This is a genomic window from Moraxella nasicaprae, assembly GCF_025643275.1.
Taxonomy (GTDB): Bacteria; Pseudomonadota; Gammaproteobacteria; order Pseudomonadales; family Moraxellaceae; genus Moraxella; species Moraxella nasicaprae.
This window is the reverse complement of the sequence record NZ_CP089977.1, coordinates 528,873-546,226: the sequence shown is the minus strand read 5'-3', so window position 1 is coordinate 546,226 and position 17,354 is coordinate 528,873. Positions and strand designations below refer to the sequence as shown.

Sequence of the window (17,354 nt, the reverse complement as noted above, 5' to 3'; positions counted from 1 at the left end):
GCCAAAAAGCGATGGTGTCATGCCGTCGCTTTTTTATTTGATGCAAGGCTTGCCAAATGCTGGCTGAATGCGAACAATTTTTATAAATTTTGACGGTAATTTTCATGTATTTTTACCATAATAAGCGTTATAATAGCCATCAACTTATTTCATTTAAATTTATAGGAAGACAGCGATGACACAAGCGATGACTGTTGCCAAATCGGTGGTTAATGTCGCAGGCATTGAGATTGCTAATGACAAACCCTTTGTTTTGTTTGGCGGTATGAATGTTCTTGAAAGTCGAGAATTGGCTTTTGAGATTGCTGAACGCTACATTGATATTTGTCAGCGTTTGGGCATAGGCTATGTGTTTAAGGCAAGTTTTGATAAAGCAAACCGTTCAAGTTTGCATTCGTTTCGTGGCCCAAGCCTAGAAACGGGATTGACTTGGCTAAATGATATTAAAGAAACTTATCATGTGCCAATCATCACCGATGTGCATGAGCCATATCAAGCTGCACCCGTTGCCAAAGTGGCTGATGTGCTACAAATTCCAGCTTTTTTATCCAGACAAACCGACTTGGTTAGTGCCATCGCTCGCACAGGTGCGGTCATCAATGTCAAAAAAGCTCAATTTTTGGCACCACATGAAATGCGTCACATCATCAATAAATGTCTAGAAGCTGGCAATGACCAAGTGATTTTGTGTGAGCGTGGCTCGGCATTTGGCTACAATAATCTGGTTGTGGATATGTTGGGCTTTGATACGATGAAAGCAATGAATGTGCCAGTATTTTTTGATGTCACGCACGCCTTGCAAGAACCAGGTGCAAGAAGCGACAGTGCTGGTGGTAGACGAGCCCAAATCACGACTTTGGCTCGTGCAGGCATGGCGACAGGGTTGGCAGGCTTATTCTTGGAAGCTCACCCAGACCCTGACAAGGCAAAATGTGATGGTCCTTGTGCGTTACGCCTTGACCAGCTTGAACCATTCTTGACCCAGTTAAAACAGCTTGATGATTTGGTTAAGGGTTTTGCTGTACTGGATACACACTAAGCCAAACTTTGAATGTCTGGCATGAAATATGTTATAATAGGACTGTTTTTAACAAGCCAAGTGGTTTACTTGGTATTTTAATCGTCAAAAAAGGATAGAATATGTACGCTGAACATCATGAAACTGCGGTTGAGATTAAAGACATCGTTGCACGAGAAATTTTGGACTCTCGTGGCAATCCAACCATTGAAGCCGATGTTATTTTGGCAAATGGTATTTGCGGTCGTGCTGCCGCTCCATCTGGTGCATCGACAGGTTCTCGTGAAGCCTTAGAATTGCGTGATGGTGACCAAAGTCGCTATTTGGGCAAAGGTGTCAAAAAAGCAGTTGCTAATGCCAATAGCCAAATTCGCAGTGCATTGCTTGATAAAGATGTGACTCAGCAACAAGAGATTGACAATATCCTAATCGAGCTTGATGGCAGCGAAAATAAGGGCAATTTGGGTGCAAATGCAATGCTTGCTGTTTCATTGGCGGCAGCTCGTGCAGCGGCTCAGCTGCAATCATTGCCACTGCATCAATACATTGCCAACTTGCGTGGTCAGACTTCATTGACAATGCCTGTGCCAATGATGAATATCCTAAATGGCGGTGTACACGCAGACAATACGGTCGATATTCAAGAATTTATGATTGAGCCTGTGGGTTTTACTTCGTTCTCAGAAGCATTGCGTGCTGGTACAGAAGTGTTTCACAGTCTAAAATCTGTCCTAAAATCACAAGGTCTAAATACTGCGGTGGGTGATGAGGGTGGCTTTGCCCCAAATCTTCGCTCTAACGAAGAGGCCATCACGGTGATTATGCAAGCCATTGAAAAAGCTGGCTATAAAGCAGGTCAGGATATTTTCTTGGCATTGGACTGTGCATCAAGCGAATTTTATAAAAACGGTCAATATGTATTGGCAGGCGAGGGCAACAAAGCCTTTGATAGCCAAGGATTTAGTGATTATTTGACGAATTTGGTTCGCCAGTATCCAATCATCTCTATCGAAGATGGTTTAGATGAGAGCGACTGGGAAGGTTGGGCGTATTTGACTCGTCAGCTTGGCAATAAAGTACAGCTGGTTGGCGATGATTTGTTTGTGACCAATCCAAAAATTCTACAAGAAGGTATTGATAAGCAAATCGCCAATGCCATTTTGATTAAGTTTAACCAAATTGGTACTTTGTCAGAAACCCTAGACGCCATCTATTTGGCAAAGCAAAATGGCTATGCCACTGTCATCAGCCATCGTTCTGGCGAGACCGAAGACTCAACCATTGCAGATTTGGCAGTAGGTACAGCAGCAGGTCAAATCAAGACAGGTTCGCTATGCCGTAGCGACCGTGTTGCCAAATATAATCAACTACTACGCATCGAACAACAAGTGCGTGCCGCTTATCGTGGGCGTGAAGAGTTCATCGGCTTGCGTGGCTAATTTTGGAATGCGTTGTGGCAAATACTGTGATTCGTGAATTAAAAACAAACAAAGGCTATCTGGTTGCCATCATCGTAGCAACAGTGGTCTTGGTTTTGCTACAACGCCAATATTGGTATGGCGAATACGGTCATGCCAATTTGGAAAAACTGCAATTGGCGGTCGATAAACAGCAAAAGCTCAACGAAGAACAATCGTATGCCAATGATATTTTGGTGGCAGACATCTATGATTTAAAATCAGGACTGTCCGCCATCGAAGAGCATGCACGATTGGATTTGGGGCTGATAAAATCAGGCGAAGTCTTTATCCAGCTTTCTAATGCACCCATTGTCTATTCTCGGCAGCTGCCCGAAACGGTGGAGGAAACGGTAGAGAGTGTGGATTTTGTCCCTGAATGACCAAACATCACAAAACGCCAATCTGACTTAGGTTGGCGTTTTGTCTATTTTAATCAAGATGGTAATTTATGCAGCAGATTTATGGTTTAATTGTGGCGGCAGGGAGTGGCAGTCGTTTTGGTGGTCAGATACCCAAACAGTATCAACAAGTGCTGGGCAAAAGCATTTTGGCACACAGCGTAGCAAGGCTAAACACCCCAGATGTGCTGGATTTGACGCTGGTTTTGGCGGCTGACGATGATTTTATTGACAAGACACCCTTAGAATTTTGGAGTAGCATTCATCGAACGACTGGCGGTCGTGAGCGATGGCAGTCTGTTTGGGCTGGGGTTCGTGCCATTCGTGCCCGTGGAGCAAAAGATGATGATTGGGTATTGATTCACGATGCTGCCAGACCCTGTCTGCCCATGCAGGATTTGCAAAACATACTCCATTATACTGGCGATGCACAGGGCGTGATTTTGGCAAGTCCTGTGGTGGATACGCTCAAATTTGCCCAAGACAATCATATTGTTCGCACCATTGACCGTGAGCATCTATGGCAGGCATTAACGCCACAGATGTTTCGCCTACAAGTTTTGGAACAGGTGCTTGATTTTGTGCAGCAGCACAATCTATCCATCACTGATGAAGCCAGTGCATTAGAACAGATGGGCAAGCCAGTTGCCATCATTCAAGGGTCTAAAATGAACATGAAACTAACCTACGCCGATGATTTGGTGTTGATTGAGGCGATATTGGCACGCTATTTTCTTGATGTTTAAATAGAACATCAGTTTTGCGTATCAGTGATGATTGTTAGGATGTTTATCATATTCATTTCATCAAGGAAGGGTTGTCAATGATTTGGTTGTATGCGTGTATCATGGCGATGACGCTCATGGTGCTGGGCGTGTCAGACGAAGTTGTGTTCGATGATTGGTTGATTGCTCTTTTGACCGATGATGATGCTTTTTTGTTGATGAATGTGGTTTTTTTGATGATGAGTGTCGTCATTATTGGCATCAAATCATTGAATTATCATCACAAATTCGCACATCGGCTGGCTAAGCTAGGTATATGGGTTGGCTATGGCGTACTGATTTGCCTATTTGTGGTGCGTGTCATGAGTGCTGATGCCAGTTTTAAGACGCAAAGTCCTGACAGGCGATATTTGGTGAGTGCAACCGTACATCTTGATGAGATAGGCGATGGCGTTTATGATGAGATTGCTGGCACGGCATATCGTCAGGTGGCCACTTTAAGCGAGGTAAAACCCGTCGTTAGCACAAGCAAGAGCCTAAAACTACCCAATCCTTTTTATGATGAAAATACCATCGCCCCAATCGATACCCCAGCCGATTTATCACACCTAAACGGCATCAGAGTGCTGATGAGTGTACAGCCTAATTTTGGTGATTTTGATAAAGACAGTATTCAATATTTGCAGCAGCTCAACGCTGGCAAGACCGCTACGGTACAACTGCTCATCACACCTTTATCTGAACAATCGGCAGCTTTTGACCAAACAAAATGGCTCAAATCTCGGCACATACACGCCAATGCTCGCCTATTGTCAGTAGGGCAGATTGAGGATTTTGATGATGGGTCGATTTCACTATCACTACAAAGATTAAGACAACATTTTCGAGAACATTTCTATCAAGAATGGCAGACGCTTGATTTGCAAAGTCAGCAGGTCAAAGCGGTCAATTTAAGCCTTTTGACAGGAGATAGGGCGTTAATCGACAAAAGTACCAAAGAGTTATACCAACTGGCTGGAATTTCGCATTTGCTGGCGATTTCAGGCACGCATGTATTGTTTTTGGCGGTGGTATTGGCGATGCTTGCAACCAAAGTGATGGATTATTTATGCCCGCATTGTTATCAAACCATCAGCCGTTGGCAGATTCGTCTGTTAATAATGATGGGTGCAGGTATGCTGTATGCAATGTTTACAGGGTTTGATGTGCCTGCTGTGCGTACGGTGTATATGTTGATGGCGATGTGGCTGGCTCGATTGTTTGTTTTGCCTATAAAACAGGTGACGATTTTATTATCAGTGGCGGTGCTGATGATTTGGCTAGACCCCTTTGTGGTGTGGCAGGCTGGATTTTGGCTATCGTTTGTGGCGGTATTGATTTTGATGCGACATCAGATGGCAGAAGAAATGCTTGCCCAAGAAGAGCCTGTGGCAAGGCGTTGGTTGGGGCAATTTTGGCGATTGTGTCGATTACAGTTTTGGCTGTTTTTGATGATGATGCCGTTGTCCATCTTGCTGTTTGGTAAGGTGTCAATCTGGGGGTTGTTTGTCAATTTATTTGCCATCAGTTTTTTTGGCTTATTGATTGTGCCAATCAATCTGCTGGCAGGACTTGTTTATGTGCTATTGCCAGCATTGGCACAGATGCTATGGCAAATAAGTTTTTGGCTATTGTTGGCGTTGCATTGGCTGTTGGAGATTGGTTTATCTACTCATTTGGGTGGCTTAGGGGTTTGGCTGTACGCACCTTTTGGTTTTTTGGGCATTGTTTTTGCCATGATGATGGTGGTTTTGCTTTTATTGCCCAAAGTTTTACCCAAATCGATGCTGGTTTTGCCCATGCTTGCGATGATATTATTATCTTATCAGCAGGAGTGGCAAGATGAATTTGTACTGGAAAATCTAGCCAGCCACGACCCTAAGGTTAGCCAAAAATTACTACAATACCGTCAGCAAAATCATCAGTATCGATGGCTGGTTTTGGCGGATTTTGGGGCAAAAAAACTTGGACAAAGACACATTGATGGTGTGATTCACGCACTAAAACGGCAGGGTATTTATCGTCTTGATGGTGTGATTGTGCAGACGGCAAGCCCGTTATTCATACCAATGGTGGACGCTTTGCACGAACAGTTTGCCATTCATCGTTATTGGCAGGCGGGTCGTCATCAGTCAGGTGAGGTGTATCATCAGCCTTGCATTGCAGGTTTGCATTGGCAGGGCGAGGGTTTGCAGATTCAAGCTTTGACTGGCTGGCGACAGATTGATGATGAAAATGTATGGGATTGTGAACTGCAAATCATCGCCAACCAACCATTAAAGATGATGGACATGGAGCAAATGAGCGATTTGTCAGAGCCAGCTGGTGGGACGCAGCTGATGATGAGTGCTGCCAAACCAATGGCGTGGGAGTTGTGGCAGCGATTATGCCCAGATGCCCATCAGGTCTTTGAAGGTTTTACCAATCATCAAAAAATCTGGCTGTCATCGCCCTATGTGATTGAAAATGAACAGATTTTACAGCAATATCAACCCCAAAAAGTTTTACATTGATGGGCTGATTTTTTGGTTGTGGTCTAAAATGCTTTTAGGTAGAATATTCGGACAGTTGTCTGCAAGCACCCTAAGAGGTATCAAGTCTTGACTTTGTCAAAATTCAAGAAAAATCATGATGATTTGATGGGCTAAATTCTTTTTTTGGGTGTGCTTGCTGAATCAATACTGGATAATCATCTAAGTTGTTTTATAAGGAAAATTATTATGGCGTGGCCACCTAATCCAAATAAAGAAAATCCACCACAAGCCTTAGGTGGGCGAGAGTGGCAACTCATCGAAAAAACACTACTTGCCAGCATTGAAGAACAAAAAACCTCTCGCCGTTGGGGTGTGATTTTGCGAATCATCACGCTGGCGGTGTGGCTAATATTGGCGGTGCTATTGACCAGAGCGTGCAGTGATTCTGCTTCGGTTGATAAAGCTGGTATGGGCAGTCCGCATTTGGCAGTCGTGGAGGTCAATGGTGTGATTGGTGGTAATGCTCGTGAGGGCGTGAGTGCTTTTGAGGTGAGCGAGGCATTGAGCGAAGCCTTTGACAATCCTAACGCCAAATCGGTGGCATTGGTCATCAACTCGCCAGGCGGTTCCCCTGTGCAGTCAGATGAAATCTGGGAAGCGATGATGGATTTACGCAAAGAAAATCCAGACAAAAAACTGTATGCCGTGATAGAGGATATTGGTGCGTCAGGGGCGTATTATATTGCGTCAGCCGCTGATGAGATTTGGGCGAATCCGTCCAGCTTGGTCGGTTCGATTGGTGTCATCATGTCTGGCTATAATGTCGAAGAGTTGATGAAAAAAGTCGGTGTTCGTGATGTTACCATGACAGCAGGCGAGTATAAAGATATTTTAAGCTCATCTCGCCCAATGACAGAAAAAGAAAAAGCACACATTCAAGCATTGCTTGATGCCACTCATCAAGATTTCATCAATTCAGTCAAGCAGGGTCGTGGTAAGAAATTAAAAAATCCTGAGGAAAATCAGCTATTTAGCGGATTGATTTGGACGGGCAGACAGGCGGTTGATTTGGGGCTGGCTGACCGTTTGGGTGGCATGCACCAACTAAAAAAACAGCTTGATTTGCCAGAGGTGAATTATACCTACAAAGACCCAATGAATCAGATTTTTGATAGATTGGGCGTGCAGATTGGCAAAGGACTGGGTCAAGGTGTGCAGCTAAGCCTTAGCCAAGCAGAACAAGCAAAAATCCAGTGATGTATCAGCGGTTGATACAATAACAAAAAACGCACCAAATTCGGTGCGTTTTTTTTTGAGTTATTTGTCCAAGTCGCAGACTTTATTGACATCATTAAGGGCTTCTTCGATGATTTTTCGACTGACCCCTTTTTTGCAGAGTTTTTCGATGAATAACACATCATCTGCAAGGCTATAATTACAATTATCTTTATCCAAGCCTTGACGAATGTACAGACGAATCAACCCTTGAATGCGACTAAAACCATGTGCTTTGGCGGTATCTTCTAGGTGACCGATGATTTCTTCTGATAAGCGTAGATGAACAGGTCGCATGGTTGTTTGCGGTTGATTGAGAATCTTGTTTTTTAGGCGTGGTGGAATCATTGTGCTAACTTCCTATTTTTGTGTATTTTGACAAATTATAGCACGGCAAACAGATAAGCTCAAATTTTAGCGAGTTTATTTCTTAAATAAAAAAGCCCTTAGAAAAACTAAGGGCTTTTTTGAATTTGGCTCCCCAACCTGGGCTCGAACCAGGGACACACGGATTAACAGTCCGATGCTCTACCGACTGAGCTATTGGGGAATGGTGGTGGGTCGTGCAGGATTCGAACCTGCGACCAATTGATTAAAAGTCAACTGCTCTACCAACTGAGCTAACGACCCGTATTAAGCAATGAAGCTTAATCTTCGGTAAACATTAGGATAAATGGTGGGTCGTGCAGGATTCGAACCTGCGACCAATTGATTAAAAGTCAACTGCTCTACCAACTGAGCTAACGACCCATTCATCAAAACAGCATAAGCTGTATCGCTAATGTGGTGCATATTATACGCAGATAATTTTTAATTGCAAGTGTTTTTTGCAAAAAAATTGGAATTTTTTTAAAAAATATTTTTTTTAGGTAAAAAATTCCAATTTTTTGGGGTTAATTGCGATTAAGAGCGTCCACAGGATTGAGTTTAGCAGCATTTTTGGCAGGTAAAAATCCAAAAATAACACCAATCAGCGTGGAGCAAACAAAAGCAGAGATGATGGATAGTGGCGAGTACACCACGCCAAAATTTTGACCGCCAAAATGATTGATGAGACCACCAATACCAAACGCAGTCGCCACGCCCAATGCCCCACCTAAGACACACACCAGCACCGCTTCTATCAAAAACTGCTGCATGATGTCTGATTGTCTAGCACCGACCGCCATACGCACACCGATTTCACTGGTGCGTTCAGTGACTGAGACCAGCATGATGTTCATCACACCAATACCGCCAACAATGAGCGAGATGATGGCGATGGATGAGATGAGCAGGGTCATGGTTTTGGTGGTGGACTCCACAGTTTGGCGAATGGAGTCGGTATTCATGATGTTAAAATCATCTGTGCCATGCCGTGCGGTTATCAGTTCTTTGATGGCATTTTCGGCAACATCAGAGGGGGTGTCTTCATCAATCAGCACCACAAATCTATCTAAATAACTCGTCCCCAAGATGCGACGCATGACGCTGGTGTAGGGCATATAAAGCTGAGGTGTGTTGGTTTGCCGACCAAAATTGGTTTCCTTTTTGGCAAGCACACCAATGACTTGTCCTGGCACTTTGCCAACCATAATGACTTGACCGATGGGATTGCCTTTGCCCTCAAAAAAAGTCTGATAGGCGTTATAATCAAGAATGATGTCTTGGGTTAAGGCATCAATACTTTGAGCGGTAAAGCTTTGCCCCATGGCTAATTTTTCGCCTGTAACCAGTAGATAGTCTTTGCCCACGCCATTGACGCTGGCGGTGGTCTCGATATTTTTGTAGCGAGCGGTGACAGAGCTATCTACTTGTGGGCTGACGCTTTTGGCATAAGGCTGTGCGGCAACCGCTTGGGCATCACTATTGGTCAGATTGTCGTAGCCAAAACGACGGCGTGGGTCGCCAAAAGGATAGCCGTCAATGACGGTGATGGTGTTGGTGCCTAATTGGTTGATGTCAGCGAGAATTTTTTGTTGTGAACCTTGTCCAAGACCCACCACAGAGACCACTGAGGCGATGCCAATGATGATACCCAGCATGGTTAAAAGCGTTCGCATTTTATGGGCTTTCATGGCATAAATCGACATCTTAAACGCTTCTTTGAGACGGTCAAAAAAACCAAACAGAGTGTTCTTGTTGTCATGTTTGGTGGTGTTGGCAAGCGTGACAGGCTTGGTGTCATCGGTCAGATGCTGGGTATAATAATCAGCGATGATATGACCGTCTTTTAGCTCAATGACTCGCTGAGCTTGGGCGGCAAGTTTTGGGTCGTGAGTGACCATAATGATGGTGTGACCCGCCTCTTTTAGACCATGCAAAATATTCATCACCTCAATGCCAGAACGACTGTCTAATGCCCCTGTGGGTTCGTCTGCCAAAATGATGTCGCCACCATTCATCAAGGCACGAGCGATGGAGACACGCTGCTGCTGACCACCAGAAAGCTGGTTTGGGCGATTGTTTTGTTTGTCGCCCAATCCCAAGCTGTCTAGCAAGTCGCCAGCTCGTTGTTCTCGGTATGTTTTATCCATGCCAGCATAGACGGCTGGAATGATGACATTGTCTTTGGCATTGATGTCGCCAAGCAGATGATATCGCTGAAAGATAAAACCAAAATGCTCACGGCGAAGTTTGGCAAGCTCTTGAGCATCCATGTGATCAACAGGGCGACCGTAGATGTGATAGCTACCGCTGCTGGCTTTATCCAAACAGCCCAAAATATTCATCAAGGTGGATTTGCCAGAACCTGACTGACCGATGATGGCGACCATTTCGCCTTGATACAGCGTCAAATCAATGCTATGCAAAATCCGCACACTGCTTTCGCCTGCCTGAAAATCACGAGTTAGGTTGCTTAACTGTATCAAGGGTTTTTTGGGTACAATGCTTGTCATGTCTAGCCTACATCATCGGTGGGCGATTGCCACGATTATTGGATTTTTCTTTTTTCTCATCAGCATTCGCTTCGCCCAAGATGATGGTGTCGCCTTGTTTTAGACCTGATAAAATCTGGGCATTGACACGATTATTGATACCAACTTGCACGGGGATTTCTTTGGCAAAACCATCATCGCCTTTGACGCGAACCCAGTTCTTGCCCTCTTTTTCAATAATGGCAGAGGAGGGAATGATGAGTGTATTTTTAGCTTGGTTGATGATGATGTTAACCTGTGTCGTCATGTCAATGCGAAACTTACCATCAGGATTATCGACATAGGCATAAGCAATATAATAGACAGCCGCATCATCATTGCTGCCACTGACGGTTTTTGGGGCAGGTTCGATACCGCTTAGACTGGCATCAAATTTTTGTTCTGGATTACCAATGATGTTAAACTTAATGGGAAAATGAGCATCAATCTTGACCACATCTGCTTCTGAGATTTGGGCATTGATACGCACACGGTTGAGGTCGGCGAGCGTGACAATGGTTGGGGCAGATTGATTGGCATTGACGGTTGTGCCTTGCTTTTGGCTGACGCTGATGACCGTGCCATCAATAGGGGCTCGAATGATGGTATGGCTCAAATCTTCTTGGGCGGTGTGAACATCATTTTGGGCTTTAACGATAGCTGCTTGCTGACTTGCGATGGCGGTTTTGGCATTTTGTACGGCAATCAGGGCGTTGCTATGATTGGCTTTGGCAGATGATACCGCAGCTTTTGCGACCGCAACCGCTGAGCGAGCATTGTCATATTCTTCTTGGCTGATGGCGTTAATCTCAATCAGACCTTTTAGTCTATCAAAACTGGCTTGGGCTTTGGAAAGTTCTGCTTCTTTGGTTTCGATGTTGGCAGCTGCCACGATGACATCGCCTTGTTTGCTGGCAAGTTCACCTTCGGCTTGGGCAAGGCTGGCTTGGGCTTGTTGTAGGCTGGCTTCATTATTGGCGACGATGTTTTTTTGATTAACTTGGCTAATCTGAGCAATCAAATCGCCTTTTTTGACTTGGTCGCCAACTTCCACATACAGCTTGGTAATTTCGCCCGATACCTGAGCCCCAACATCGACTGTTGAGATTGCTTCGATTTTGCCAGAGGCCATCACGCTATTTTCGATTGAGCCCGTTTCCACCGTGCCAGTCAGATAGGTGGGAGCAGTAGGCGTGGGATTGAGTTGTCGATAGGCAAAAAATGCCAAAATACCAATGATGATGGCAAATATCAGCCATTTTAGATGGCGAAATTTAATCGTGCTGGTTGTCTTATAATTCATACCCAACCTACTAATGATAAAAAAATTGAACTAATAATCATAGCAATTTTTGTATGAGGAATGATAAAAGATGAGAGATTTTTTGTTGTAGTTTTGTAATCAATGAGTGATGGCAAGAGGTGTTCGACCTGTGCAAATCAGCCATAGCAAATCATGAAGTGTTCGCCAGCCATCATCAATCCCTAAGCCCTTAATACTTTTATCGATGTGATATACATACGCCAGCCAAAGATTGAGCGTGGCGGGCGGATATTGTCTGGCAAGTCGTTGATAGCTGGCTATTTTGTCTCGCCAAATGCCCAAAGTGGTTGGATTTGCCCCTTGTTGAAGCTGAGCCAAAATCTTAATATCTTTGGCGATGACCCACAACACCATGCTTAGGGCGACATCGGTATCACGCAGGTGTTGCAGGATTTTTAGGGCTTGTGGTAGGTGCTGTTGCAGTAGAGCGTCAGATAAATCAAACACGGTAAATAAACCGCCATCAGTCATGCCATCAGCCAGCTTTTGGGCTGTGATGAGCAAGTCGCCCGATAAAGACAGTCGCCACAGGTTTTGATGAGCGGTCAAAAGGTCGTTTTGGGTGTGAGATAATAGTAATTGCCAAGCATCAGTATCTAGTGTTAAACCTAATTTATCTGCCTGCCAAGCCAGTAATGCTTGGCGGTCGGACTCTGTATAGACATTGGCATCGATGATGAGACCTGCATTGGCGAATAAGGTAAAGGCTTTGGTGTGTTGAGATTTTTTATCTTGCTTGGGAAGTAGCCAAAGTAGATGACTGGAATTTTGTCCATCGTTGGCAGATTGGGCAAATTGTGCCAAGTGGGCTAGGGTTTTATCGTCTGGTTTGTGCTTACCAGAGACAATGATGGAGTGATGCTCGTCAAATAATGATAGGGCATTGAGCTGACCAATCGCATCAAGCCAGTCTTTACTGCTACTAAGCTCAATGCGTTTGATGATTTGTTGCTGCTGCTGCCAAATGGGGCGACAGGCATCGATGAGCCATTGTAATACCAGTGGCTCATCACTGTGTGCCAGCCATAGACCGTTTGGGCGTGATGTCGATTGTAATTCATTCATCACCGCCAAAAATCGTTTTTGCATTATTGGGTGATGCCCAAACTGTAATACTGCTCGGCGATGCGTTCGGTCAGGCTGTCTTGTAGCCAGCGTTGATTTTGCTCGCCTTGCTGGTCGCTGGTGGCAACATCTGCCTCGTTGAACTGATAGCTTTTTTCAACTTGAACAGGTTTGATAATTTCGACCATTTGTCCATTTTGCATGATTTGATAATGAACATCAGCCATCAGCAGTAAGCGAACTTCGGTCAAGACCCCCACCAGCTCATAACGACGATAACGCAAATTCTTAATTTGAATTTTGTTGCTTGCATTACCATCATCACCATCAACCCCCATCAAAGTTAGGCGGTCGATGAGTTTTTGGCGAACTGCATGCCCAAGCGGGTTGTCTTCGCTGATGATTTGTGCTTGGGCGTGTGCCACAGGAAGTTTGCTGCTATGTACCTGTGTGCCACGAAGTTGATAACCGCAGGCAGATAGGGTTAATGCACTACCTGCCAGCATACCAGCCAAAATCAAGGTTGCCAATCGCATCATGCACCTGCCACCACAAAGCTGACCAGTTTGTTTGGTACAACGATTTCTTTTTTGATTTCGCCTGTCAAGAATTTATCAATGCCTTCAAGTTCTTTGGCGGTAGCGATGATGGTTGCGTTGTCTGAACCTGCGGCGATTTCCATTTTGCCACGCACTTTGCCATTGATTTGTACCACCATGGTGATGGTGTCATTCACCAAAGCGGTTTCATCAAGCGTTGGGAAAGTGGCATTAACCACATCGATGCCCATGGCTGCCAACAAATGCTCGCCCACATGTGGTGCATAAGGCGATAGCAGGGTAAGTAGTGCAATGATGGCCTCATGACGAACTGCCAAGTCTTGTTCGTCATTGATGTCAAAGCTGGCAATCTCGTTGCACAATTCCATCAAGGCAGAAACTGGTGTGTTAAGTGCCAAGTGCTCACCCAAAGATGCATCAATCTTGGCGATGGTTTCATGTGTTTTACGGCGTAAGTCTTTGGCGACTTTGCTTAGATTGTCTTTGTTGATGATGAGTTTGGTGTCATCAAGACCATCGATGGCACTTAGATGTTCGCTGACAGTACGCCAGACTTTTTTAATGAAATTATGTGGACCTTTTAGGGCAGAATCCGACCATTCAAGCGTTTGGTCGGCAGGGGCGGTAAACAGCGTGTATAGTCGCACCGTATCTGCACCGTATTGCTCGATGATTTCTTGTGGATCGACACCGTTATTTTTTGACTTACTCATTTTTTCGATTTTGCCAATGACGACAGGCTGACCGTCTGCTTTTAGAGTGGCGGTTTGACCTTGTACATCGACCTCGTGTGGGAAATAGTAGGTCTTGCTACCATCGCCATTTTCACGATAGAAAGTACCAGCCAGCACCATACCCTGAGCCAGTAGATTGGCAAAAGGTTCATTGCCACCAACCAAGCCTTCATCACGCATCACTTTGTGGAAGAAACGAGCATAAAGCAAATGTAGCACAGCATGTTCAACACCGCCCACATACTGATCGACTGCCAGCCATTTATCGGCAGCGGCACGAGTAATCATCTGTGTGTCGTCTGTTGGACTGGTAAAACGCTGGGCATACCAACTGGACTCTACAAAGGTGTCAAATGTATCCGTCTCTCGCTCGGCTGGCTGACCGCATTTTGGACAAAGGGTATTGACGAATTCTGGCATATTTTTCAAAGGATTGCCACGACCATCTGGAATGACATTGGTCGGCAATACCACAGGCAAATCAGCCTCATCAACAGGCACAGTGCCACAGTATTCGCAGTTAATCATTGGGATTGGGCAACCCCAATAGCGTTGGCGAGACACGCCCCAATCACGCAGGCGATACTGTGTGGTGGCTTGACCCAAACCTGATTGAGCGACCAATTCGCCTACTTTTTTGGTGGCATCTTTTGAGGATAGAGCATCTAGCACGCCAGAATTGATACAAAAACCTGATTCTTTATCGCCATACCAATCTTGCCATACTTTATCATCGTATTGACCTGTTTTGTCTTTAAAGTCAATCACTTGTGTGATGGCAAGACCGTATTTATTGGCAAATTCAAAATCTCGCTCATCGTGAGCTGGCACACCCATGACCGCACCTGAGCCATAGCTCATCAGTACATAGTTGGCAACCCAAACAGGTACATCAGCACCTGTAATGGGGTGCTTGGCAAACAGCCCTGTGTCCATACCAACTTTTTCAGCTTTGGCAAGGTCAGCTTCTGCTACTGAGCCTTGTTTGCATTCGGCACAAAATTGGGCAATGTCAGGATTGTGCTTAGCAGCATATTGAGCCAATGGATGCTCTGCGGCGACTGCCAAATAGCTGACCCCCATTACCGTATCAGGGCGAGTCGTAAACACTCTAAGGACATCGGTATTCTCGCCAATCTGATAGCTAAAATCCAGCTCCATGCCATGACTTTTACCAATCCAGTTGTGCTGCATGGATAGCACTTGTTTTGGCCAATGACCTTCAAGGTTTTTGAGTTCTTCAAGCAATTCGTCAGCATATTCGGTGATTTTAAAATAATACATCGGAATGTCTCGTTTTTCGACAAGAGCTCCCGAACGCCAGCCACGACCATCGACAACCTGTTCATTGGCAAGAACGGTGTTATCCACAGGGTCCCAATTGACGGTGGCAAGTTTTTTGTACACCAAGCCTTTTTTGTACAGCTGTAAAAACAGCCATTGTTCCCAGCGATAATATTCAGGCGAGCAAGTTGCAAATTCACGAGACCAATCGACAGACAGACCCAAAGATTTTAGTTGTCCTTTCATGTGTTCGATGTTTTGATAAGTCCATTTGGCAGGAGCGACCTGATTGGCGATGGCGGCATTTTCAGCAGGCAGACCAAAAGCGTCCCAGCCCATCGGTTGCATGACTTCATAGCCTTTTAGGCGATAATAACGGCTTAGCACATCAGTGATGGCATAGTTGCGAACATGACCCATGTGCAGTTTGCCACTAGGATAGGGGAACATCGACAGCATATAGCGAGTGGGTTTGTCGGTTGGTTCGTTATTGGTGTGATAACGCTTGTCAGCCTCCCATTGGGCTTGTAGCTTGCGTTCAATGCTGGCAAAATCGTAATTATCTAGGCTAATGCTTGTCATCGGTCAAAGTTCCAAATTATAAAAATCAAAAGAATATAAACTCATTATTATACCTAAAATTCACGGATTTTGTTATAATTTTCATTCCATTAACCGTAAAAAGGATAAAAAAATGACCATCACCGTCTATGGCATCAAAAATTGCAACACCATGAAAAAAGCCTTTGATTTTTTGGGTGAGCGTGGCATTGCTTATGAATTTTTTGATTATAAAAAATCGGTGCTAAGTCAGGCTGATTTTGAGCGATTTGTAGGGCTGTTTGGCGATAAAGTCATCAATAAACAAGGCACAACTTATCGTAAATTTGACGATGAGACAAAAGCAATGCTGGCAAGTGATGACTTGTCTGCGGTTTATCAAATTGTCAAATCCAACCAAAGCGTGCTAAAACGCCCAATCATCACAGGCGAGCATCATAATGAAGCGATTGCTTTGATTGGCTTTGATGAAAACCTGTACCAAGAAGTATTTGCCAGCAAATGATTTTGTTACCGATGATGAAGGATAATTGATGAAAAAATGGTATTTAATGCTTTTTATGGGCTGTCTTTTGACAGCGTGCGGTCAATCACAAGAAAGTCAAGCCAATACAACCACGACGCAAAAAGCAACCAGTTTACCTGATAAATTCATCGAGCAGCAGACATCAGGGCAAATCACCCAGCCAGTCGTTCAGCGTCCACCAGCCAAGATATTGTCGGTGGTGGATAGTTTGGCAGCAGAAGATATTTTTGATGTGATTTATCAAAATCAGTATTTTGAATATTATCCAAATGCTGATGAGATTGATGAATATGAGCTTGCTGATGCCATCACGATGGGTGTGGACGATGGTCAAAATCGCTATTTGGCGGTGTTTCGTGAGATTTCTCCATTGACCAACGCACAAGGCGAAGAACGCTATTTGGCGATGATTGAGCGATTGCCCATTGAGCAATCAGAGGAAACAGGCGAGTGGCAGCTACAAAAAGCGTATCATCCTAGTGCCGCAGGCGTGGATTTTGTGCTATTTAAATCATTGACTGATGGCGGTTTTGGTCTGCTTGCCAGACAAAGTTATCAAGAGGCGGCAGGTTCTTATGGGCGTGCTGCTTTGTTTCATCACGCTGATAGACAGGATTGGCAGCCCATTGGCAAAAACCGTATGGGTATGATTTATAAATGGGGCTATACAGCCACAGGTGTTAGCTCGGATTATTTTCGAGTGATTGCGGTCAGCGATGATAAGATTGAGGACTTAGGTGTTGCGGCAGAGATTGGTCTTAGTGGCACTATCTATGCGTCAGACAGCGACCAAGAATTTGCTTTTGAGAGCGTGGCTGTGATTGAGCGGATTGATGATAGCAATCCCAAGCTGGATTATTATCCGATTATCGTGCGTGTACAAGGAACAGAGGTTGAGTATTTAGATGAACAGCCGTACTTGACCGAAATTGATTATAGTGCCACTTATCAATTTGATGGTGCTGACACAGAATATCAGGAAGTCAAGACGGTCAAACATTGATTGATAATCCC

Annotated in this window: 14 protein-coding genes and 3 tRNA genes; 8 read left to right on the top strand and 9 right to left on the bottom strand. The window is 44.7% G+C overall.

What is annotated here, in order from left to right; genetic code table 11:
• Nucleotides 1–187: 187 nt before the first annotated feature.
• The 6 genes from kdsA (at nucleotide 188) to sppA (ending at nucleotide 7,371) form a co-directional block, all read left to right on the top strand.
• Complete coding sequence (kdsA, locus tag LU297_RS02505) at nucleotides 188–1,039, top strand: 3-deoxy-8-phosphooctulonate synthase (RefSeq protein ID WP_263077310.1); 852 nt, start codon at nucleotides 188–190, stop codon at nucleotides 1,037–1,039.
• 101 nt (nucleotides 1,040–1,140) lie between these two features.
• Nucleotides 1,141–2,457, top strand: coding sequence for a phosphopyruvate hydratase (gene eno, locus LU297_RS02500; protein WP_263076840.1), 1,317 nt, complete (start codon nucleotides 1,141–1,143; stop codon nucleotides 2,455–2,457).
• A 14-nt stretch (nucleotides 2,458–2,471) separates the two neighbouring features.
• On the top strand, nucleotides 2,472–2,858 hold the full coding sequence (locus tag LU297_RS02495) for an FtsB family cell division protein (protein WP_263076839.1): 387 nt from the start codon (nucleotides 2,472–2,474) through the stop codon (nucleotides 2,856–2,858).
• A gap of 68 nt (nucleotides 2,859–2,926) precedes the next feature.
• On the top strand, nucleotides 2,927–3,622 hold the full coding sequence (gene ispD / locus LU297_RS02490) for a 2-C-methyl-D-erythritol 4-phosphate cytidylyltransferase (RefSeq protein ID WP_263076838.1): 696 nt from the start codon (nucleotides 2,927–2,929) through the stop codon (nucleotides 3,620–3,622).
• A 77-nt stretch (nucleotides 3,623–3,699) separates the two neighbouring features.
• Nucleotides 3,700–6,153, top strand: a complete 2,454-nt coding sequence (locus tag LU297_RS02485; protein ID WP_263076837.1) for a ComEC/Rec2 family competence protein — start codon at nucleotides 3,700–3,702, stop codon at nucleotides 6,151–6,153.
• Between the two features lie 207 nt (nucleotides 6,154–6,360).
• A complete protein-coding gene (gene sppA / locus LU297_RS02480; RefSeq protein ID WP_263076836.1) occupies nucleotides 6,361–7,371 on the top strand; it encodes a signal peptide peptidase SppA in 1,011 nt (336 codons plus the stop codon).
• A 60-nt stretch (nucleotides 7,372–7,431) separates the two neighbouring features.
• Here sppA and LU297_RS02475 read toward each other — a convergent pair whose 3' ends face one another.
• The 9 genes from LU297_RS02475 to leuS all read right to left on the bottom strand — a co-directional run bounded on the left by LU297_RS02475 (nucleotide 7,432) and on the right by leuS (nucleotide 15,835).
• Nucleotides 7,432–7,737 carry a CopG family transcriptional regulator gene (locus LU297_RS02475; RefSeq protein WP_263076835.1) on the bottom strand — a complete coding sequence of 102 codons (306 nt, stop codon included), beginning with the start codon at nucleotides 7,735–7,737 and terminating at the stop codon, nucleotides 7,432–7,434.
• A gap of 126 nt (nucleotides 7,738–7,863) precedes the next feature.
• Nucleotides 7,864–7,939: transfer RNA gene (locus LU297_RS02470), tRNA-Asn, on the bottom strand.
• Nucleotides 7,940–7,943: 4 nt separating this feature from the next.
• Nucleotides 7,944–8,019: transfer RNA gene (locus tag LU297_RS02465), tRNA-Lys, on the bottom strand.
• A 44-nt stretch (nucleotides 8,020–8,063) separates the two neighbouring features.
• Nucleotides 8,064–8,139, bottom strand: a tRNA-Lys gene (locus LU297_RS02460).
• 143 nt (nucleotides 8,140–8,282) lie between these two features.
• The gene (locus tag LU297_RS02455; protein WP_263076834.1) at nucleotides 8,283–10,268 is read right to left on the bottom strand and encodes a MacB family efflux pump subunit; all 1,986 of its coding nucleotides are present in this window, start codon (nucleotides 10,266–10,268) and stop codon (nucleotides 8,283–8,285) included.
• A 7-nt stretch (nucleotides 10,269–10,275) separates the two neighbouring features.
• Nucleotides 10,276–11,589, bottom strand: a complete 1,314-nt coding sequence (locus tag LU297_RS02450) for an efflux RND transporter periplasmic adaptor subunit (RefSeq protein WP_263076833.1) — start codon at nucleotides 11,587–11,589, stop codon at nucleotides 10,276–10,278.
• Between the two features lie 99 nt (nucleotides 11,590–11,688).
• Nucleotides 11,689–12,675 carry a DNA polymerase III subunit delta gene (gene holA, locus LU297_RS02445; protein ID WP_263076832.1) on the bottom strand — a complete coding sequence of 329 codons (987 nt, stop codon included), beginning with the start codon at nucleotides 12,673–12,675 and terminating at the stop codon, nucleotides 11,689–11,691.
• Nucleotides 12,676–12,698: 23 nt separating this feature from the next.
• A complete protein-coding gene (locus tag LU297_RS02440) occupies nucleotides 12,699–13,214 on the bottom strand; it encodes an LPS-assembly lipoprotein LptE (protein WP_263076831.1) in 516 nt (171 codons plus the stop codon).
• Nucleotides 13,211–15,835, bottom strand: coding sequence for a leucine--tRNA ligase (leuS, locus tag LU297_RS02435; protein WP_263076830.1), 2,625 nt, complete (start codon nucleotides 15,833–15,835; stop codon nucleotides 13,211–13,213). The genes LU297_RS02440 and leuS overlap by 4 nt, the downstream gene beginning before the upstream one ends.
• Before the next feature lie 112 nt (nucleotides 15,836–15,947).
• Between leuS and LU297_RS02430 the strand changes: the two genes are divergently transcribed.
• Nucleotides 15,948–16,319, top strand: coding sequence for an ArsC/Spx/MgsR family protein (locus tag LU297_RS02430; RefSeq protein WP_263076829.1), 372 nt, complete (start codon nucleotides 15,948–15,950; stop codon nucleotides 16,317–16,319).
• 28 nt (nucleotides 16,320–16,347) lie between these two features.
• Nucleotides 16,348–17,343, top strand: coding sequence for a hypothetical protein (locus LU297_RS02425; RefSeq protein WP_263076828.1), 996 nt, complete (start codon nucleotides 16,348–16,350; stop codon nucleotides 17,341–17,343).
• The last annotated feature ends 11 nt before the right edge of the window (nucleotides 17,344–17,354 follow it).